Origin of the sequence: Variovorax sp. CAN15 (assembly GCF_030462475.1) — a bacterium.
Classification (GTDB): domain Bacteria; phylum Pseudomonadota; class Gammaproteobacteria; order Burkholderiales; family Burkholderiaceae_C; genus Variovorax.
In genome coordinates this window covers 78,493-98,423 of the sequence record NZ_JASMRZ010000001.1, presented here as the reverse complement: position 1 = coordinate 98,423, position 19,931 = coordinate 78,493, and the positions used below count along the sequence as shown (strand labels likewise).

Genomic DNA, 19,931 nt, shown 5'->3' with positions numbered 1-19,931 from the left:
TGGGACGAACTTTATTCGATACTTTGCTGGCGAGTAAGAGCCGCAAGCGGGATTTATCCGTGACAAAAATGGAGGTAATCGACGGGCTGCACCCAGGAGCGCAAAGGGTAGGCACTGATAAGAATGCCGAAAGCGCCGGATATATTTAACTTCTTAAATAAATACGCCATTTCCAGCACGTCCGCTCCCATGATCCTCCTGGCCTCCAACGAAAACCCCCTGGGCATGCCCGACTCGGCCCGCCGCGCCGCCGCCGCCGCGCTCGAAGGCGCCGGCAACTACCCCGACAGCAATGGCACCGCGCTGAAGAACGCGCTGGCCGCCCGGCTCGACGTGCCGGCCGACTGGCTCACGCTGGGCAGCGGATCCAGCGAAATCCTCGAACTCGCGGCCCAGGTGAGCCTGAAGCCGGGCGAGGGCGTCGTCTATTCGCAGTACGGCTTCATCGTCTACGCACAGGCCACGGCGCACGCCCATGCGCACGCAACTGTCGTGCCCTCGCGCGGTTTCGGCCACGACCTCGATGCCATGCGCGCCGCCATTGGCGAACACACGAAGCTGGTGTTCGTCGCCAACCCGAACAACCCGACCGGCACCTTCATCGACGCCGCACCGCTGCTGGCCTTCCTGCAGTCGGTGCCCGCGCACGTCACGGTACTGCTGGACGAGGCCTATACCGAATACCTCTCGCCCGCGCAGCGCTACAACAGCATCGAATGGGTGCGGCGCCTGCCCAACCTGATCGTGGCGCGCACTTTCTCCAAGGCCTTCGGGCTGGCGGGGCTGCGCATCGGCTACGGCGTGTCGCAGCCGGCGCTCACGTCGCGCATGAACGCGCAGCGCCCGCGCTTCAACGTGACGACCCCGGCGCAGGCCGCCGCCGTGGCCGCGCTGGGCGACGCGGATTTCCTCGCGCGCACCTACGAGCTCAACACCGCAGGCCGCGACCAGCTCGCGGCCGGCTTCAAGGAACTGGGCCTCGAATACGTTCCCTCGTCCGGCAACTTCCTGATGGTGCGGGTCGGCGACGCGCAGGCCGTGCACGCGCGGCTGCTGGCCGCCGGCATCGAGGTCTCGCTGCTCGGACCCTACGGCCTGCCCGAGTGGCTGCGCGTCAGCATCGGGCTGCCCGAGCAGAACCGCGCGGTGCTGGCCGCGCTGCGTTGACCGGTCGCTTGCTCAGACCTGCCCGCTGAGCTCCTTCGCTGCCGCACGCACCGGCTCGATGTAGCCCTCGTCGTAGCGGTGCGTGGGCATGGTGAGCGTGACCGCGGCCGCGAGGCTGCCGTCGGCATGGAACACCGGCGCCGAGATGCCGGCCAGCTCGGCAGTGCGGTCGCCCACCAGCGCGCACCAGCCCTGCGCGCGGATGGTGTCGTAGAGCTTGCGTTCCTTCGCGCCGCGCGGCAGCTCGGCTTCGGGGCCGAAGGCGATCAGCACGCGCGCACCCGCGCCGCGGTCGTTGGGCAGGATGTCGCCGGCGCGCACGTGGTCGCGCACCACGTGAGAAGAATCGACGCGGAACTGGCACAGCCGCACCCAGCTGTCGCCCTGCGGCTGCCGCACGTGGTACGCCGCGCTCTCGCCGGTGGCCGCGACCAGCGCGCGCAGCACCGGCAGCACGATGCGGTCGAGCGACTGCGAGGCCGCGTAGAGGCCGTGCAGCCGCGCGATCTCCATGCCCAGCGCGTAGCGGCCGTCGTCCTGGCGGCGGATCAGCCGCGCGTGCTCCAGCGAGGCCAGCAGCCGCAGCACGGTGCTCTTGTAGAGCTGCGTGCGCTCGGCGAACTGCGCGAGCGACAGCGCCTCGTCGCCCGGCTGGAAGGCCGAGAGCAGGCTCAGCGCGCGGTCGACCGCGGCCGCGCCGCCGGGGGCGGCATTGAGGTCTGAGACGGATTCGGTCTGGGCTTTGCGGGGCATGGCAGGAACGAGCAGGGAAGGCGGCAGCTTGACAGTCGTGTCGGATCGACGGTCTAATTCTATTTAACGGAATATAGTTCTGTAAGACAGAACAGTCAAGCACCAGGAGACGGAACCAGATGACAACCCCCGACGTCCTCATCAGCGAGGTCGGCCCGCGCGACGGCCTGCAGTCGGTCAAGGCCACCATGCCTACCGCCGATAAGCTGCGCTGGATCGATGCGCTCTACGCCGCCGGCGTGCGCGAGATCGAGGTTGCCTCCTTCGTGCCCGCGAAGCTGCTGCCGCAGATGGCCGATGCCGCCGAGGTGGTGCGCCACGCGATCACGCTGCCGGGCCTGGCGGTGATGGCGCTGGTGCCCAACCGCAAGGGCGCGCAGGCCGCGCTCGAGGCCGGCGCGCACAAGCTCACCATGCCGGTGTCGGCCAGCGTGGCGCATTCGCTGGCCAACGTGCGCAAGACGCCCACCGAAATGGTCGAGGAGGTGCGCGCCATTTCCGACCTGCGCCGCGAGATTGCGCCGCAGGCGAAGCTCGAAGCCGGCATCTCCACCGCCTTCGGCTGCACGCTGCAGGGCCTGGTGCCCGAGGACGACGTGATCCGCCTCGCCGCGCAGTGCATCGAAGCCGGCGCCGACGAATCGGGCCTGTCCGACACCGTGGGCTATGCCAACCCCGCGCAGGTGCGCCGCCTCTTCAAGCGCCTGCGCGCGGAGATCGGCAAGCACGCGGGCGCGGCCCACATGCACAACACGCGCGGCCTCGGCCTCGCCAACTGCCTTGCTGCGTGGGACGAGGGCGTGCGTACCTTCGACGCGTCGCTGGGCGGCCTCGGCGGCTGCCCCTACGCGCCGGGCGCCTCGGGCAACGCTGTCACCGAAGATCTGGTCTTCATGTTCGAGGCCATGGGCGTGCGCACCGGCATTGACATCCAGAAACTCATCGCGGCGCGCGCGCCGCTCATGGCCGGCCTGCCCGGCGAACCGGTGTACGGCATGACGCCCGAAGCCGGTCTGCCGAAAGGCTTTGTCCAGGAATCCATCGCTCATGTCTGAAGCCAATCCATCGTCGAATCCGTTGCCCTACGCGGGCGTGCGCGTCGTCGAGTTCACCCACATGGTCATGGGCCCGACCTGCGGCCTGCTGCTGGCCGACCTCGGCGCCGAGGTCATCAAGGTCGAGCCCATCGAGGGCGACAGCACGCGCCGCCTGCTGGGGTCGGGCTCGGGCTTCTTCCCGACCTTCAACCGCAACAAGAAGAGCATCGCGCTCGACCTCAAGAAGCCCGAGGGCGTGGAGGCCGCGCTGCGCCTCATCGCCACCGCCGACATCGTGAGCGAGAACTTCAAGCCCGGCACCATGAAAAAGCTGGGGCTCGACTACGACACGCTGGCCAAGCTCAACCCGCGCCTCATCTACGTGAGCCACAAGGGCTTCCTGCCCGGGCCCTACGACCACCGCACCGCGCTCGACGAGGTGGTGCAGATGATGGGCGGCCTCGCCTACATGACAGGCCGCTCGGGCGACCCGCTGCGTGCGGGCACCAGCGTGAACGACATCATGGGCGGCATGTTCGGCGCCATCGGCGCGATGGCTGCGCTGCGCCAGCGCGACATCACCGGCAAGGGCTGCGAGGTGCAGTCGGCGCTGTTCGAGAACAACGTGTTCCTGGTCGCGCAGCACATGATGCAATTCGCGGCCACCGGCAAGGCGGCCGACCCGATGCCCAGCCGCATCTCGGCCTGGGCGGTGTACGACGTGTTCACCGTGAAGGACGGCGAGCAGATCTTCCTGGCGGCCGTGAGCGACAAGCAGTGGGCCATCTTCTGCAAGGCCTTCGGCCTGGAGGACATGCTGGCCGACCCGCGCCTGAAGACCAACAACGACCGCGTGCTGGCGCGCGAATGGATGATGCCCATCCTTCGCTCGCACCTCGCCAACCACAGCGCGGCCGAACTCGCCGCGGTGTTCGAGAAGAACGAGCTGCCCTTCGCGCCCATCACCAAGCCGCAGGCGCTGTTCGACGATCCGCACCTCAACGCCACCGGCGGCCTCGCGCCGGTGCGCATGAACGACGGCAGCATGGCGAAGGTGCCGCTCATGCCGTTCACGCTCGACGGCGAACGCCCGCGCATCCGGCTGCAGCCGCCGCACATCGGCGAGCACAGCCGCGAGCTGCTGAAAGAAGTGGGCTACAGCGACGAGGAAATCGCCGCGCTCGAAACACAACACATCACCCTCGGAGACTGACCTCATGTTTTTCAATGCACGGCGCGCCTTGCTGGCGTGCGCCGCGGCCGCCGCATGGCTGAACGCCGCCCCCGCCCTCGCCGACACCGCCTGGCCCGACAAGCCGGTGCGGCTCATCGTTCCCTACACGCCCGGCGGCGCCACCGACATCGTGGCGCGGCTGGTCGCGCAGAAACTGGCCGACGACAGCAAGTGGACCTTCATCGTCGACAACCGCGCGGGCGGCAACGGCAACATCGGCATGGACGTGGTGGCCAAGGCCAGGCCCGACGGCTACACCATCGGCCTGGGCCAGACCGCCAACCTCGCGATCAACCCGACGCTGTTCCCCAAGATGCCCTACGACGCACTGAAGGACCTGGCGCCGGTGGCGGTGGTGGCATCGCAGCCTGTGGTGCTGGTGGTGCGCGCCGACGCGCCCTTCAAGTCGCTGGCCGACCTGGTCGCCGCCGCCAAGGCCAAGCCCGGTGAGATCCGCCAGGCGCTCGCGGGCACCGGCACGCTGGGCCACATGGCCGGCGAGGTGCTCGCCAGGCGCGCGGGCTTCAAGGTGCTCAACGTGCCGTACAAGGGCGCGGCGCCCGCCATCACCGACCTGCTCGGCGGCCAGACCGACTACATGTTCGCCACGCCGCAGGGCGCGCTGTCGATGGTGAAGGGTGGCCGGCTGCGCGCGCTGGCCGTCACCTCGGCCAAGCGCCTGCCGGTGATGCCCGACGTGCCAACCGTGGCCGAGAGCTACAAGGGCTTCGAGGCGGTGGACTGGAAGGCGCTGGTGGCGCCGGCCGGCACCAGCCCCGAGATCGTGAAGAAGCTCAGCGCCGCCGTAGACAAGGCGCTGGCCAGGCCCGCCACCATCTCGCAGCTGCTGGCCGAGGGCAGCACGCCCGTGGGCGGCACGCCGGAGCAGGCGGCGCAGTACATCAAGGCCGAGCACGCGCGCTGGGGTGCGGCGGTGCGCGACGTGGGCGTGCGGCCCGAATAGGTGCCGTCCGGGTGGCGGGCGATATAGTTCCCGCCCCATGGACCGCCTGAAGCAACTCGAATCCTTCGTCTCGGTCGCGACCCGCGGCAGCCTCACGGCCGCCGCCAAGGCCGAGGGCGTGGCGCCCGCGATCATGGGGCGCCGGCTCGATGCGCTGGAAGAGCGGCTGGGCGTCAAGCTGCTGGTTCGCACCACGCGGCGCATCACCCTCACGCACGAAGGCAGCTCCTTCCTCGAAGACTGCCAGCGCCTGCTTGCCGAGTTCGCCAACGCCGAGGCCAGCGTGAGCGCCGGCGGCCTCAAGGCCAGCGGCCATCTGCGCGTGACGGCGCCGGCCGGCTTCGGCCGCCGCCACGTCGCGCCGCTGGTGCCGCGCTTCCATGCGCTGCACCCCGAGGTGACGATCTCGCTGAACCTCAGCGACCGCGTGGTCGACGTCACCGGCGAGAGCTTCGACTGCGCGGTGCGCGTGGGTGATCTGCCCGATTCGTCGCTGGTGAGCGTGCGGCTGGCCGACAACCGCCGCCGCTGCGTGGCCACGCCCGAGTTCGTACGCCGCCACGGCAAGCCCAGGCACCCGGGCGAGCTCTCTCGCTTTGCCTGCCTCACGCTGTCGAGCGACGCCTCGCAGACGCGCGGCTGGGCCTTTCGCGTCGCCAACGAGGAGGGCAGCCAGGAGCTGATCCACCTGCGCCCGAGCGGCCCGCTCGACTGTTCCGACGGCCAGGTGCTGCACGACTGGTGCCTCGCGGGCCACGGCATCGCGTGGCGCAGCACCTGGGAGGTCGAGGCCGAGATCGACGCCGGCCTGCTGGTGCCGCTGCTCGACGAGTTCGCCGCGCCGCCCAACGGCATCTACGCGGTGTTCGCGGGCGCCAAGCACATGCCGCTGCGGGTGCGACTGTGGCTTGATTTCCTCAAGGAGCAATACGGCAACCCGGATTTCTGGGGTGGGAGGGCCTGAGGCGCACCGGTGGCGTCACAATCTGTTTGCATTTGAAATTCCGTTGATACGCTCACCACGCCGACAGCGTTGAGGTCTTTCGCGAACACCGAGGAACCGGCTTTGCAGGGCCTCAGGTGTTGCCCCCGGCAGGGGGTTGGCGAAGCGACACGAAGTGCGCAGCCTGGGGGCGAGCCATCCTGAAAGCTCCACCGATGACGCTAGAAGCCATCCTTGCGTACCTTCACCTGCTCGCCATCCTCACGATGGTCGTCTTCATCTCCAGCGAGGCCGCGCTGTGCCGCGTGCAGTGGCTCAACGCGGCAGTGGTCGAGCGGCTGGCCAAGGTCGACATGGTCTACGGCATCGCCGCCATCGCGGTGCTCGCCACCGGCATCGCGCGCACCTGGTGGGGCGTGAAGGGCACGGCCTGGTACTGGACCAACCCGCTGCTGCACGTGAAGCTGGGGCTGTTCATCATCGTGGGCGTGGTGTCGATCTTTCCGACGCTGACCTACTTCCGCTGGCGCAAGACGCTGCGCGCCACCGGCAAGCTGCCGCCCGAGACCGAGATCCTCAAGACGCGCAAGCTGGTGATGGTGCAGGCGCACCTGATCGCGCTGATCCCGCTGGTGGCGGTGTTCCTGGCGCGCGGCTTCGGCAAGTAGCCGGGGGATCGGCCGCGCAAAGCAAAAGGCCCGCTTCGCGGGCCTTTCTTCATGGCTTTGCAGCCAGTGCGGCGCCGGTCAGGCCTTCGCCGCGTCAGCGGTGCACTTCTTGACGAAGCTGTTCTTGGCGGCGCCGGCCAGCGGCTTGCCGTTCTTGTCCACGGCCTTGGCCGCGCATGCGGGACCTGCGGCTGCCTTGGCTTCCTTCTCGCACTTCTTGATGGAGCTGGCCTTGGCGGCGCCGGCGAGGGCCTTGCCGTTCTTGTCCACGGCCTTGGCTTCGCAGCTTGCGCCGGCTGCAGGGGCGGCAGCGGCGGGGGCTGCGGCCGGCGCGGCGGCCTTGTCCTGGGCCTGTGCTGCGCCGAAGGAAAGGCAGGCACCGAGTGCAAGCAGGGAAAGGAGCTTCTTCATGGTGATATGTCCTCGCTAGGTTGAGTGGTGACAGGTTCCCCGCCTCGGGGCCGACCATCGTAACGGGCCAGGTCAACGATCGGATGACGATCGTCAACTGCGCCGGGGTTTGCCCCCGGTAAAATTTCCGGATGCTATTGGTCAAACAGGAGCTGCTCGCGGCGCTCGCGAACACGCTCGAATCCCTCTCTCCCGGCGCCGGCTCCAAGGCCGCGTTCGAGTCGCCCAAGGTGGCCGCGCACGGCGATTTCGCCTGCACGGCAGCGATGCAGCTCGCCAAGCCGCTGGGGCGCAAGCCCCGCGAACTCGGCGAGGAACTGAGCGCCGCGCTGCTCGCCACCCCCGCGTTCGCCCAGTGGGTCGACGCCATCGAGATTGCCGGGCCCGGCTTCCTCAACATCCGCCTGAAGACGGCCGCCAGGCAGCAGATCGTGCGCGAGGTGCTGTCGGCCGGGAATACTTTCGGCCAACAGCCCGCCACCGGCGAGAAGGTGCTGGTCGAGTTCGTCTCGGCCAACCCGACCGGCCCGCTGCACGTCGGCCACGGCCGCCAGGCGGCGCTGGGCGACGCCATCTGCAACCTGCGCGCCTCGCAGGGCGAGAGCGTGTGGCGCGAGTACTACTACAACGACGCCGGCGTGCAGATCCAGACCCTGGCCAACAGCACGCAGCTGCGCGCGCGCGGCTTCAAGCCCGGCGACGCCGAATGGCCCAGCGGCGAGAAGGCGCCTGCATACAACGGCGACTACATCGCCGACATCGCGGCCGACTTCAAGGCGAAGAAGACCGTCAAGTCGGAGGACCGCGAAGTCACCGCCAGCGGCGACATCGAGGACATCGACGCCATCCGCGAGTTCGCCGTGGCCTACCTGCGCCGCGAGCAGGACCTGGACCTGCAGGCCTTCCGCGTGCGCTTCGACCAGTACTACCTGGAGTCCAGCCTCTACACCAGCGGCCGCGTCGAGGCGGCGGTGCGCCAGCTCGTGGCCGCCGGCAAGACCTACGAGCAGGACGGCGCGCTGTGGCTGAAGTCGACCGACTACGGCGACGACAAGGACCGCGTGATGAAGAAGCAGGACGGCACGTACACGTATTTCGTGCCCGACGTCGCCTATCACATCGCCAAGTGGGAGCGCGGCTTCCACAAGGTCATCAATATCCAGGGCACCGACCACCACGGCACCATCGCGCGCGTGCGCGCCGGCCTGCAGGCCGCGGGCGAAGGCATTCCCGAGGGCTATCCCGACTACGTGCTGCACACCATGGTGCGCGTGATGAAGGGCGGGGAAGAGGTCAAGATCAGCAAGCGCGCCGGCAGCTACGTCACGCTGCGCGACCTGATCGAGTGGACCAGCACCGACGCGGTGCGCTTCTTCCTGCTGAGCCGCAAGCCCGATACCGAGTACACCTTCGACGTCGACCTCGCGGTGACGAAGAACAACGACAACCCGGTCTACTACGTGCAGTACGCCCACGCGCGCATCTGCTCGGTGCTGGCCGGCTGGGGCGGCGACGCCGCTTCGCTGAAGGAGGTCGACCTGTCGCCGCTGGAAAGCCCGGCCGCCCAGGCGCTGATGCTGCTGCTGGCCAAGTACCCGGCCATGCTGACGGCCGCGTCGAAGGATTTCGCCCCGCACGACGTCACCTTCTACCTGCGTGAACTGGCCGCCAGCTATCACAGCTACTACGACGCCGAGCGCATCCTGGTCGACGACGAGAAGGTGAAGCTGGCCCGCCTGGCGCTGGTCGCCGCCACCGCGCAGGTGCTGCACAATGGCCTCGCGATTCTCGGCGTCAGTGCGCCGAGCAAGATGTGAACCCTCTCACCATGAAGAAGACAAGAAGACAACGCGGCAACATCGTCATCGGCCTGATCATCGGGCTGGTGCTCGGCCTGGGCGTCGCGCTGGGTATCGCGGTCTACGTGACCAAGGTGCCGATCCCGTTCGTGACCAAGACGCAGCGCGGCGGTGCCGAGCAGGACGAGGCCGAAGCCCGCAAGAACCGCGACTGGGACCCGAACGCGCCGCTGGCCGGCAAGGCCGGCGCTCCCAAGCCGGCGCAGCCGGCGGCCCCGGCCGGCCCGGTCAACCCCATCACCGGTGAGCCCGCCACCGGCAATACCGCCGCCGCTTCGCCCAGCACCGCGCCGCCGGTGCCCGTGGTGGTGGCTCCCAAGCCGCCGCGCACCGCGCCGGTGCCGGCCGAGGCCAACGCCCTGCCGCCGTCGAACGATCCGCTGGGCGACCTGGCCCGGGCCCGATCGGGCAGCATCTCGGGCTCCGGCAGCACGGCCACCGCTTCGGCGGCGCCGAGCAGCGCCAACAAAAGTAGCGCGGGCGGCAGCTCGGGCCCCGATCCCTTCATGTATTTCGTGCAGGCCGGTGCCTTCCGAACCACCGAGGACGCCGAGGCGCAGCGCGCCAAGCTGTCTCTGATGGGCGTCGAGGCCAAGGTCACCGAGCGCGAGCAGGCGGGCCGTACCGTCTATCGCGTGCGCGCCGGCCCGTTCAACAAGAAGGACGACGCCGACCGCCTGAAGGAACGGCTGGACGGCGGCGGCATGGATTCGGCGCTCGTCCGCGTTCAGCGCTGATCCCATAGCCGGAATAGCCCTCAAGCCCCGCCGGGCGGCTTTTGCCGCCACCATTCGTCGCCTTTCACAGCTTCGGGCGCGCCATCGAGCAGGGGAGTGGAACTCCCCGCCGCGCGCCGGCTCAGTCTGCCGTACCAACTGGAGAACCCTTTCAAATGAAACGTCGTGACTTTTCGCTGGCCGCCACCTCGCTCGGGCTGATGTCCCTGGGTGTCCACACGGCCCACGCCCAGGCGCGCGCGCCCAAGGCCGGCTCCGAGTACCTGGTGCTCGACAAGCGCGTGCCGGTCGACGCACCCGCCGGCAAGGTCGAGGTGGTCGAGTTCTTCTCTTACAACTGCCCGCACTGCAACGACTTCGAGCCGGCGCTGGAAGCCTGGCTCAAGACGCTCCCGAAGGAAGTCTCCTTCCGCCGCATCCCCGTTCCCTTCGTGGGCAACGACGTCGAGGCCAAGCAGCGCCTGTACTACACGCTCGAAGCCATGGGCAAGGTCGACGAGTACCAGCCGAAGGTGTTCAACGCGATCCACGCGCAGCGCCAGAACGTGAACGGCGACGCCAACATCATCGCCTGGGCCACCGCCAACGGCCTGGACGCCACCAAGTTCAAGGAAACATTCACCTCGTTCGGCGTGGCCAGCAAGGCCAAGCGCGCCTCGCAGCTGACCGACGCTTACAAGGTGGCCGGCGTCCCCGCGATGGCCGTGGCCGGCCGCTGGTATGTCGATGGCGAAACCGCCGGCAACATGACCAAAGTGCTTCAGGTCGTGAACTATCTCATTGGCGAAGCGAAGAAGGGCTGAAGCCCGAAAAGCTGAACCGTGCCGCGCCGTTGCGCGGTGTTTCTGGTAGAAAACCAGAAGGAAAGTCAAGCCCGCTTAGGCGGGCTTTTTCACCTGTGCGTGCGGGGCAGAAGCACTCAGCCGCATACAATGCCGAGCAAGTTTCGTGCCTCTATGACATTGCACTCTTACCCCACAACCCCCTTCCTGCGTCGCATCGGCCGCCTGGCCGCCGGCGCGCTGTTGCTGGCAGGCCTCGCCTCGGGAGCGGTGGCCGAAACCGCCGACCGCTCCAAGCCGATGAACATCGAGTCCGACTCGATGCGCTACGACGACCTGAAGCAGACCAGCGTGTTCACCGGCAACGTTTTGGTGACAAAGGGCACGATCATCATCCGTGGCGCACGGCTGGACGTGCGCCAGGACGCCGAGGGCTACCAGTACGGCGTGGTCACCGCGGCGCCGGGCAAGCGGGCTTACTACAAGCAGAAGCGCAACGCGCCCGACGAGTGGATCGAGGGCGAGTCGGAAGTCATCGAGTACGACAGCCGCGCCGACAACGTCAAGTTCATCCGCAACGCCGTCATGCGCCGCCTGCTGGGCGCCACGCCCAACGACGAGAGCCAGGGCGCGCTGATCGTCTACGACCAGAGCAACGACACCTACACCGTCAACGGCTCCACCGTGCCGCCGAACACCGCCGTGAACGCCTCGGCGCCGGGCGGACGCGTCAGGACCATCCTTACCCCCAAGGCCGCCGCCGCCCCGGCTGCCGGCGCCTCGGCTCCGGCCGGCGGCGCGAAGGCGCCCCCGCCGGCTCCCACCCCGGCACCCGGCGCCGGCCTGCGCCCGAGCACCACGCTCAGTGACCAGGGAGACACGCGCAAGTGATCGAATCCGCAGGAACCCAGGACGCCAGCGGCGCGCCGGGCAGCCGCCTGGTCGCGCGCGGCCTGAAGAAGAGCTACGGCAGCCGCACGGTCGTGAAGGACGTCTCGCTCGACGTGCAGAAGGGCGAGGTCGTCGGGCTGCTCGGGCCGAACGGCGCCGGCAAGACCACCTCGTTCTACATGATCGTGGGGCTGGTGCGCGCCGATGCCGGAGACATCACCATCGACGGCGAGCCCATCGCCCACATGCCGATCCACCGCCGCGCCCGCATGGGCCTGAGCTACCTGCCGCAGGAAGCCTCCATCTTCCGCAAGCTCACGGTCGAGGAGAACGTGCGCGCCGTGCTCGAGCTCCAGAGCGAGCCCGATGCCAAAGGCAGGATGGTGGCGCTGTCCAAGGAGCACATCGAGGAGCGCCTGACCGACCTGCTGGCTGACCTGCGCGTCGACCATCTTCGCGATTCGCCGGCGATGGCACTGTCGGGCGGCGAGCGCCGCCGCGTCGAGATCGCGCGCGCGCTGGCCACGCAGCCGCGCTTCATCCTGCTGGACGAGCCCTTCGCCGGCATCGACCCGATCGCGGTGATCGAGATCCAGCGCATCATCAGCTTCCTGAAGGAGCGCGGCATCGGCGTGCTCATCACCGACCACAACGTGCGTGAAACGCTGGGCATCTGCGATCACGCTTTCATCATCAGCGACGGGCACGTGCTGGCACAAGGCACACCCTCGGAGATCGTCGACAACGCCGAAGTACGCAGGGTGTACCTGGGCGAGCACTTCCGCATGTAAGGGCGGGAGCGGTTCCCATGAAGCAAGGGCTATCCCTTCGCGTCTCGCAGCATCTGGCGTTGACGCCACAGCTGCAGCAGTCGATCAGGCTGCTGCAGCTCTCCACGCTCGAGCTGAGCCAGGAGGTGGAGCAGATGCTCGACGAGAACCCGTTCCTCGAGCGCACGGCTGAAGAAGCGGCGCGCGAGGAATTCGGGCTCGACACGGCCGATGCCCCGGTGCCGCGCGACGACGGCGGCGATAGTGGTGACGGCGAGAGCGACTTCGCTTCGCCCGCTGCCGGCACGTCCACTGCTGCCACCGAAACCAGCACCACCACCACGGCCGACTCCGACGGCCCCGCCGCCGAGATCTCCGAGCGCGAGCCCGACTGGGAAGGCGACGGCACTGTCGACATGGCGCCCGACGACAGCGAATGGGGCGGCGACGCGCCCGCGCGCCAGAACAACGCCGGCGACGACGAGCGCGCGGACGCCACCGAGCTCGCGCGCAGCCAGGAGTCGCTGCAGTCCTTCCTGCACCGCCAGGCGCTGAGCCTGCGGCTCAACGAGAGCGACTGCGCCGCGCTGCGCTTTCTCATCGAATCGCTCAACGACGACGGCTACCTCGAAGACTCGCTGCCCGCGCTGGCCTCGGGCCTGGCCGGCGACGACAACGACGAGTTCGACGACCTCGTGCACCACTTCCAGGTGGCGCTCGGCCTGCTGCAGAGCCTGGAGCCCACCGGCGTCGGCGCGCGCGACCTCGGCGAGTGCCTGAGCATCCAGCTGCGCGCCATGGCCAGTGACGACGAAACCGAGGAGGAAGAACTGGTCCGCAAGACGGCGCTGGCCATCTGCAAGCAGCCCATGGAGCTGCTCGCGCGCCGCGACTTCAAGCGACTGGCCACGCTCACCCGCAGCAGCGAGGAGCTGGTGCGCTCGGCGCTGCAGGTCATCGCGCGGCTGGAGCCCAAGCCGGGCCGCAGCTTCGTCGACGTGGAACGCAACATCATCATTCCCGACGTCATCGTCACCAAGACCGGGCGCGGCACCAACGTGAAGTTCCGCGTCATGCTCAATCCCGAGGTCATGCCGCGCCTGCGCGTGCACGACATCTACGCCGGCGCGCTCAAGTCGCACAAGGGCGAGGGCAGCCAGGCGCTGTCGCAGCGGCTGCAGGAGGCGCGCTGGTTCATCAAGAACATCCAGCAGCGCTTCGACACCATCCTGCGCGTGAGCAACGCCATCGTCGAGCGGCAGAAGAGCTACTTCGTGCACGGCGAGCTCGCCATGCGCCCGCTGGTGCTGCGCGAGATCGCCGACGAACTGGGCCTGCACGAATCCACCATCTCGCGCGTGACCACCGCCAAGTACATGGCCACGCCCTTCGGCACGGTCGAGCTCAAGTACTTCTTCGGCTCGGCGCTGGGCACCGAGACCGGCGGCAACGCGTCGAGCACCGCGGTGCGCGCGCTGATCAAGCAGTTCGTCGGCTCGGAGAGCGTGAAGAAGCCGCTGTCGGACAGCCAGATCTCCGAGATGCTGAAGGAGCAGGGCATCGAGTGCGCGCGCCGCACTGTCGCCAAGTACCGCGAAGCATTGCGCATTGCCCCCGCCAACCTGCGCAAGGCACTCTAGAAAGAAGCCGATGAGCCATGGCCTGATGTCGCGCTGTGGGCATTGGGTCTTCGCCATGGCGGCGGTGCTGCTGTTCGCCGGCTGCGCCAGCCTGCCCGACGAGGCCCCGCGCCCATCCACCAGGACCATCGCCGTCTCGGCCGACACCGCCCTCGGCAGGATCGCGCTGGCCTCGCAGCCCGACCCCGACCTCAGCGGCTTTCGCCTGATGCCCGGCGGCGACTTCGCCTTCGACACCCGCATCCAGCTCGCGCGACGCGCCCAGCGCACGCTCGACGTGCAGTACTACCAGATCGAGAACGACGAGACCGGCCGCTACCTGCTGCGCACGCTGCGCGACGCCGCCCAGCGCGGCGTGCGCGTGCGGCTGCTGATGGACGATCTCTACACCTCCGGCGAGGACGAGCTGCTGCTGGGCCTCGCCGCCACGCCCAACGTGGAGCTGCGCCTGTTCAACCCTTTCCCGGCGGGGCGCGGCAGCCTGCTGAAGCGCTTCACCGCCTCGCTCTTCGACTTCAGCCGCGTCAACCGCCGCATGCACAACAAGTTGTTCATCGCCGACGGCGCGATGGCGGTGGCGGGTGGGCGCAACATCGGCAACCAGTACTTCAGGCGCACCTCGGGCGAGAACTTCATCGATCTCGACACCTTCGTCACCGGCGCGCTGGTTCCCCGGCTGGGCAGCCTGTTCGACCAGTACTGGAACAGCATCTACGTGCGGCGGATCCAGTCCGTGGTGGCCAGCGACCTGCCGCGCGAGGAACTGCGCAGGCGCTTCGAGCTGGCCACCGGCCCCGACACAACGCCCCCGCCGCCGAAGCCCGCGCCCAACGACCTGCTGGGCTACAGCCCGATGGCCGAAGACCTGGACGCCGGCAAGCTCGGCCTGATCTGGACCACCGCCGAGGCCTACGCCGATTCGCCCGAGCGCGTGATCGGCAAGACCGCCTCCTACGGCGGCGTGCCGCTGCTGGACGTCGACAGCGTGCGCTACAACGTGGTCGAGCAGATGCGCCGCGCGCGCTCGGAGGTGACCATCGTCTCGCCCTACCTGATCCCGGGCGCCTCGGGCTTGGAGGTGATGCGCGAGATCCGCGGCCGCAACGTGAAGATCAGCGTGGTCACCAACTCGCTGGCCGCCACCGACGAGCCGCTGGTGCACACCGCCTACCGCCGCTACCGGCCCGACATGCTCAAGCTCGGCGCCGACCTCTACGAGCTGAGCACCAAGCGCACGCGCAGCAGCGTGCGCCTGGGCCTCTTCGGTACTTCGGTGGGCCGGCTGCACGCCAAGTCGGCGGTGATCGACCAGCGCATTCTTTTCGTCGGCTCGATGAATTTCGACCCGCGCTCGGAAACGCACAACACCGAGATCGGACTTTTCATCCGCAGCCCCGAGATGGCCCGGCAGGCGCTGAAGCTCATCGACGTGCTCAAGCAGCAGGGCGCCTACAGGCTGCGCTTTGCCGAGGGCAGCGACCAGTCGCGCATCGAATGGGTCAGCGACGACGCCGGCAAGATCACTGTGCTGACCGAGGAGCCCGACTCCGGCTTCTGGGACCGGACCATGCTGGAGATCCTGGCGCCGCTGACGCCGGAGAGCCTGCTGTAGCTCTGCAGCCTCAGGTGCCGCGAACGGCCGACCACACGAGCCGCAGCCCCAGCAGCCCCATCACGCCACCGGCGGCACGGTCGATCCAGGCCTTGTAGCGCAGGTAGGCTGAGCGCGGCGCCGCAGAGGACAGCGCCAGCGCCACGATCGAATACCAGCCTGTCTCTATGCAGAAGATGACCGCCGGCACCGCCAGCGCGAGCACCAGCGGCACCTCGCGCGGCAGGAAGGCCGCGAAGATGCTCGCGTAGACCACGGCCGTCTTCGGGTTGCTGACCTGCGTGGCAAGGCCCAGCAGGAAGGTGCGCCTGCCCCGGCCTTGCAGGCGTTGCGGTGAATCACCGGCCTCCTGCATCACGGCCAGCGGCTGCCGCGCGCCGCGCCAGATGCGCAAACCCAGGTAGACGAGGTACGCGCCGCCCAGCCCCTTGATCGCCAGGTACAGCGCCGGCACCGCAAGGAATGCCGCCTGCAGCCCCGCCAGCGCGGCGATCGCGAAGACCAGCCCGCCGGCCCCCATGCCCAGCGCGGCAGCCAGGCCGTCGGCGCGCGAGGTCACGGCCGTGCGCGCCACCATGACGAAGCTCGGGCCCGGGCTCATCGCGCCGACGGTCATGGCGCCGGCGATGCCGAGCAGGGCGAGGGTGGTGTCGATCATGGTGTCGCCTTCGGTGTCACTGCACGTTGACCGCTTCGACCTGCACCAGCAGCCTCACCTTGTTCTCGAAGCCGAAGTTCAGGCCCCAGGTGATGCCCCAGTCGCTGCGCTCCACGGTGGTCTCGAAGTCGCCGCCGCACACCTGGCGGTTGATCAGCGGGCTCAGGTAGCAGTTGAAGCGCACGGCCTTCAGCGTCACGGGGCGGGTCTGGCCCATCAGCGTGAGCTTGCCGGGCACGTCGACCACCTTGTCGCCGGAGAAGTCGATGCGCTCGGCCACGAAGCGGCCGGTCGGAAACTCGGCCACGTTGAAGAAGTCCTTGCTCTGCACGTGGCGGTTGAGCAGGTCGACGCCGGTGTTGATGGAGCTGATGTCCATCGTGATGTCGACCTTGCCGCTGGCGCCCGTGCCGTCGATCTGCACCGAGCCGTCCTTGGTACTGAAGCGGCCGCGGTTGGTGGTGGTGCCGTAGTGGCCCATTTCGTACATCACGAAGGTGTGGGTCGGGTCGATCACGTAGTTGGCGTTCTTCGCCGGCCCGCCGGCGGGCTTGGCGGCAATGGCCGGGGCGAATTCCGAGGGCAGTTGCCGTTGCTGCGCCGTGGCGCTGCCGGTGAATGCGGCGGCCGTCAGGGCCGCGGCGAGAACAAGCTTTTTCATGGCGTGGGCTGCATGGAGCATGAAAGAGAAAACCGGGTAGAACGAAGGAGGTGGCTCATGGCGCGGCGAGCCCTGCCAGCGTGAACCTGAAGCGCACCTGCACATCGTTGCCGACCACCGAGGTGTCGGTCCACTCGCCGTCGCCCACCTTGTAGTCGAGCCGCTGGATCGTAAAGCTTCCGGAGGCCACGGAGTAGTTGCCGCCGCCGGCTGCCGACGCGATGCTGACGGGCACCGTCACCTGCTTCGTCGTGCCCTTGATGGTGAGCTTGCCCGCCATCTCGAATTTGCCTTCGCCCAGTGCCTTGATGGCACCCGACTGGAAACTGGCCTGCGGAAAGTGCGCAGCGTCGAACCATGGCTGCCTGGGCAGCTCGGCGTCGCTCATCGGCACGCCGAAGCCGGCGCTGGCCGTGTCGATCTGCAGCGCGACGCTGCCGCCCTCGGGCTTCTTCGGGTCGAAGGCCACCTGCGCGTCGAACTTCCTGAAGCTGCCTTCAACCGGCACGCCCATCTGCTTGGTGACGAACACGATCTGGCTCTTGTCGGCGACGAGCTTCGCGGCCGGCGGCTCCGCGCCAGCCGGCAGCGCCATGGCCATGGCCACGGCCACGGCCAGCAGCGGGCCGGCCAGCGGAAGTTTTTTCATCATCAAGCGGATTCCTTGCGCGGCGCGGGCCACATGCGTTTCAGAAGGCCGTCACGGTCGATCCAGTGGTGCTTGAGCACCGCCGCCACGTGCAGCAGCGTGACGCCCGCCAGCACGAAGGCGCAGTTGCGGTGCAAAGGCTGCAGCACCGCCTCGGCGAATGCATGGTCGACCGGCACGAAATCGGGCAGCTGCAGCACGCCGAACCACCCGACGGGCATGCCCATGGCGGAGCTGTAGGCCCAGCCGGACAGCGGAACCGCGAAGAACAGCAGGTACATCAGCGTGTGGCTGACGCGGTAGCTCGCCAGTTGCAGGCGCGACATGCCCGCGGGCAGCACCGGCGGGCGGTGCCCCAGCCGCCACAGCAGGCGCAGCGCCGACAGCGCGAGGATGGTCACTCCCGCCCACTTGTGCCAGCTGTAGATCTTCAGCCGCAGGGGCGAGAACGGCAGCCCTGTCATGTAGAGCCCCACGCCGAAGGAGACGACGATCAGCATGGCGAGCAGCCAGTGCAGCGCGATGGCCAACGGGTCGTAGCGCGGGCTGCGTGAGCCGGCGGCAAAAGAGGTGGAAGGCGTGTCGGTGGACATCGGAAGCAGGGGCGGCGGCCTGTGCGCGGAGCATATCCCGTAAGCGATGGCAGCACGGCCCGTGCCAGCTCGATCTCCGGCGCCGGTGTCAGCTGCGAGCCCGATGCTGCGCCCCCAGCAGCAACAGGCGCAGTTCTTCCGGCTGCACCGGCTTGCGCAGTGCGTGCCAGCCGCGCTCGGTGGCCAGCCGCTGCGTTGCCTCGTTGATGTCGGCGGAGATCAGCGCGATCGCCAGCGAAGGCTTCTGGCGCTGCAGCCTCTCGGCCAGCGCGATGCCGTCGAGCGCGCCGGGCAGGCGGATATCGCACAGCGCCGCGTCGAGCGCGCGCAGGTCCGCCAGCGCCAGCGCCTCGGCCGCGCTGGCGTAGACGCGCGGCTCCACCTCCCACTGCCGCAGCAGCGCGGAAAGGCTGTCGGCCACCACCGCGTTGTCTTCCACCACCAGCACGGCAAGGCCTGGGAGCAGCCTGCGCGTTGAGTCGGCTGCGTCGCCTTTAACTTCCGGTGAAGCGGCTGGCGGAGCGGCCACTGCCACCCCCTCGGGCGCGGCGGGCAGCTCGAAGCCGAACACCGAGCCCCGCCCGGGCGCCGAACGCAGTGTCACCTCGATGTCCAGGTGCGCCGCCAGCCGCCGCACGATCGCCAGCCCGAGGCCGTGGCCGCGCTGCAGGTTGCGTTCGACGTTGCCGATCTGCTCGAAGTCGTCGAACACGCGCTGCTGCGCCTCGGGCGCGATGCCGATGCCGCCGTCGCGCACTTCCACCCGCCAGGCGCGGCCGGCGCTGCGCCGGCGCGGGCGCACCGCCAGCAGCACCCGTCCGCGCGGCGTGAACTTGACGGCGTTGTCGACCAGGTTGGCGAGCACGCGGCGCAGCGAGACGGTGTCGCTCCAGGCAATGGCGTCCGGCGGGCAGCGCACCAGCACCCGGCCGTTGCCCGCCTGCCGCGCCAGTTCGTGCAGCAGGGGCGCCAGCGCCACACTGGTCGGGCGCAGCGGATCGACGGCGGCCTCTATGCGGCCGATTTCCAGCAGCTGGTTGGTCAACCCCTCCAGTGCCTGCTGGGCGCGCGCCAGCGAGCCCACTGTGTGCTGCACCGCCTCCATACCCGCGCCATCGTTCAGCTGCTGGCGCAGCACCTCGGCCTGCAGGCCGATGGCCATCACCGGCTGGCGCAGGTCGTGGTTGGCGGCCGAGAAGAAGCGAAGCCGCTCGGCCTGCGCCTGCTCCGAAGCGCGCAGGCCGGCGAGAGCCTGTTCGCGCAGGCGGTGCTCGTTGAGCCGCAGGCCGATGTTCTCCTCGAGCTGGCGCGAGCGTTCGGCCACCAGCTTCCACATCATCGCGATGAGGCCGATGCCGATCACGGCCACCGCCGCCATCACCGGCGCGCCCAGCCAGAGGCCGACGACGATGATCGGCGCCAGCAGCAGCGTGATCGCGAGCTGCGTGGCCGGCGTGTAGAACGACACCGAGAAGGCCGACGACAGCGTCATGCCCATGATGATCAGGCCCAGCAGCAGCTGCAGGTCGGCCCGGGCCGGGTCGAACAGCAGCACGCCGGCCAGCCCGTGCGCCAGCTCCCAGATGGCGGTGCGCAGCGTGTGCTTGCGCTGGGCCTCGCGCAGGCTGGCGGGCGTGAAGGGCTCGGGCAGCTGCTGCGGGAAGAGGCCGCGCATCACCGTGACCCCGGTGATCAGCGCGATCCACACCAGTGCGCGCTCCAGCGAAACCTGCCAGGCGAAGAGCGCCGCCACGCCGCAGTTGAGCAGGTACTGCGCCAGCAGCACCGGCCCGATCGGGCGGATCGACAGCCGCAGCACCTCGCACTGGATCGCGAAGCGGTCGCTGCTGTCGGCAACGGCCGGTGCGGGCGGTGATGCGGGGGTGGGGTTCATCGGCGAAT

At 68.8% G+C, this 19,931-nt stretch carries 20 protein-coding genes; 13 read left to right on the top strand and 7 right to left on the bottom strand.

Annotation, left to right across the window (positions count from 1 at the left end):
- The first annotated feature begins 123 nt into the window (after nt 1–123).
- Entirely contained in the window at nt 124–1,167 is a 1,044-nt protein-coding gene (gene hisC, locus QMO14_RS00440; RefSeq protein ID WP_301503637.1) for a histidinol-phosphate transaminase, read from the top strand.
- 12 nt (nt 1,168–1,179) lie between these two features.
- Here the strand turns inward: hisC and QMO14_RS00435 are convergent, their stop codons facing one another.
- Complete coding sequence (locus tag QMO14_RS00435) at nt 1,180–1,920, bottom strand: IclR family transcriptional regulator (protein WP_301503636.1); 741 nt, start codon at nt 1,918–1,920, stop codon at nt 1,180–1,182.
- 119 nt (nt 1,921–2,039) lie between these two features.
- Here QMO14_RS00435 and QMO14_RS00430 point away from each other — a divergent pair, with 119 nt between their 5' ends.
- The 5 genes from QMO14_RS00430 to QMO14_RS00410 all read left to right on the top strand — a co-directional run bounded on the left by QMO14_RS00430 (nt 2,040) and on the right by QMO14_RS00410 (nt 6,766).
- Nucleotides 2,040–2,975: a hydroxymethylglutaryl-CoA lyase gene (locus QMO14_RS00430; RefSeq protein WP_301503635.1), complete on the top strand. Its 936-nt coding sequence runs from the start codon at nt 2,040–2,042 to the stop codon at nt 2,973–2,975.
- On the top strand, nt 2,968–4,170 hold the full coding sequence (locus QMO14_RS00425; RefSeq protein ID WP_301503634.1) for a CaiB/BaiF CoA-transferase family protein: 1,203 nt from the start codon (nt 2,968–2,970) through the stop codon (nt 4,168–4,170). The genes QMO14_RS00430 and QMO14_RS00425 overlap by 8 nt, the downstream gene beginning before the upstream one ends.
- A gap of 4 nt (nt 4,171–4,174) precedes the next feature.
- Nucleotides 4,175–5,155: a tripartite tricarboxylate transporter substrate binding protein gene (locus QMO14_RS00420; RefSeq protein WP_301503633.1), complete on the top strand. Its 981-nt coding sequence runs from the start codon at nt 4,175–4,177 to the stop codon at nt 5,153–5,155.
- A 37-nt stretch (nt 5,156–5,192) separates the two neighbouring features.
- A complete protein-coding gene (locus QMO14_RS00415; RefSeq protein ID WP_301503632.1) occupies nt 5,193–6,119 on the top strand; it encodes a LysR family transcriptional regulator in 927 nt (308 codons plus the stop codon).
- A gap of 194 nt (nt 6,120–6,313) precedes the next feature.
- The gene (locus QMO14_RS00410; protein ID WP_301503631.1) at nt 6,314–6,766 is read left to right on the top strand and encodes a DUF2214 family protein; all 453 of its coding nucleotides are present in this window, start codon (nt 6,314–6,316) and stop codon (nt 6,764–6,766) included.
- Nucleotides 6,767–6,844: 78 nt separating this feature from the next.
- Here the strand turns inward: QMO14_RS00410 and QMO14_RS00405 are convergent, their stop codons facing one another.
- On the bottom strand, nt 6,845–7,177 hold the full coding sequence (locus tag QMO14_RS00405; RefSeq protein WP_301503630.1) for a hypothetical protein: 333 nt from the start codon (nt 7,175–7,177) through the stop codon (nt 6,845–6,847).
- 131 nt (nt 7,178–7,308) lie between these two features.
- Here QMO14_RS00405 and argS point away from each other — a divergent pair, with 131 nt between their 5' ends.
- The 7 genes from argS to QMO14_RS00370 all read left to right on the top strand — a co-directional run bounded on the left by argS (nt 7,309) and on the right by QMO14_RS00370 (nt 15,468).
- A complete protein-coding gene (argS, locus tag QMO14_RS00400) occupies nt 7,309–8,994 on the top strand; it encodes an arginine--tRNA ligase (RefSeq protein ID WP_301503629.1) in 1,686 nt (561 codons plus the stop codon).
- Between the two features lie 11 nt (nt 8,995–9,005).
- Nucleotides 9,006–9,773, top strand: a complete 768-nt coding sequence (locus QMO14_RS00395; protein WP_301503628.1) for an SPOR domain-containing protein — start codon at nt 9,006–9,008, stop codon at nt 9,771–9,773.
- Between the two features lie 155 nt (nt 9,774–9,928).
- Nucleotides 9,929–10,576 (top strand): thiol:disulfide interchange protein DsbA/DsbL, encoded by a 648-nt coding sequence (locus QMO14_RS00390; RefSeq protein ID WP_301503627.1) that lies wholly within the window; start codon nt 9,929–9,931, stop codon nt 10,574–10,576.
- 153 nt (nt 10,577–10,729) lie between these two features.
- The gene (lptA, locus tag QMO14_RS00385; protein ID WP_301503626.1) at nt 10,730–11,446 is read left to right on the top strand and encodes a lipopolysaccharide transport periplasmic protein LptA; all 717 of its coding nucleotides are present in this window, start codon (nt 10,730–10,732) and stop codon (nt 11,444–11,446) included.
- On the top strand, nt 11,443–12,237 hold the full coding sequence (gene lptB / locus QMO14_RS00380; protein ID WP_301503625.1) for an LPS export ABC transporter ATP-binding protein: 795 nt from the start codon (nt 11,443–11,445) through the stop codon (nt 12,235–12,237). The genes lptA and lptB overlap by 4 nt, the downstream gene beginning before the upstream one ends.
- A gap of 17 nt (nt 12,238–12,254) precedes the next feature.
- A complete protein-coding gene (rpoN, locus tag QMO14_RS00375; RefSeq protein ID WP_301503624.1) occupies nt 12,255–13,856 on the top strand; it encodes an RNA polymerase factor sigma-54 in 1,602 nt (533 codons plus the stop codon).
- 10 nt (nt 13,857–13,866) lie between these two features.
- On the top strand, nt 13,867–15,468 hold the full coding sequence (locus QMO14_RS00370; RefSeq protein WP_301503623.1) for a phospholipase D family protein: 1,602 nt from the start codon (nt 13,867–13,869) through the stop codon (nt 15,466–15,468).
- A 10-nt stretch (nt 15,469–15,478) separates the two neighbouring features.
- On the opposite strand, the gene QMO14_RS00365 is transcribed toward QMO14_RS00370, so the two are convergent.
- From QMO14_RS00365 to QMO14_RS00345, 5 genes are all read right to left on the bottom strand, one after another.
- Nucleotides 15,479–16,126 (bottom strand): LysE family translocator, encoded by a 648-nt coding sequence (locus QMO14_RS00365; protein ID WP_301503622.1) that lies wholly within the window; start codon nt 16,124–16,126, stop codon nt 15,479–15,481.
- A 16-nt stretch (nt 16,127–16,142) separates the two neighbouring features.
- Nucleotides 16,143–16,787 carry a YceI family protein gene (locus QMO14_RS00360; protein WP_301503621.1) on the bottom strand — a complete coding sequence of 215 codons (645 nt, stop codon included), beginning with the start codon at nt 16,785–16,787 and terminating at the stop codon, nt 16,143–16,145.
- 55 nt (nt 16,788–16,842) lie between these two features.
- Nucleotides 16,843–17,436 (bottom strand): YceI family protein, encoded by a 594-nt coding sequence (locus QMO14_RS00355; RefSeq protein ID WP_301503896.1) that lies wholly within the window; start codon nt 17,434–17,436, stop codon nt 16,843–16,845.
- A gap of 2 nt (nt 17,437–17,438) precedes the next feature.
- Entirely contained in the window at nt 17,439–18,029 is a 591-nt protein-coding gene (locus tag QMO14_RS00350) for a cytochrome b (RefSeq protein ID WP_301503620.1), read from the bottom strand.
- 88 nt (nt 18,030–18,117) lie between these two features.
- Entirely contained in the window at nt 18,118–19,923 is a 1,806-nt protein-coding gene (locus tag QMO14_RS00345; RefSeq protein ID WP_301503619.1) for a hybrid sensor histidine kinase/response regulator, read from the bottom strand.
- Between the last annotated feature and the right edge of the window lie 8 nt (nt 19,924–19,931).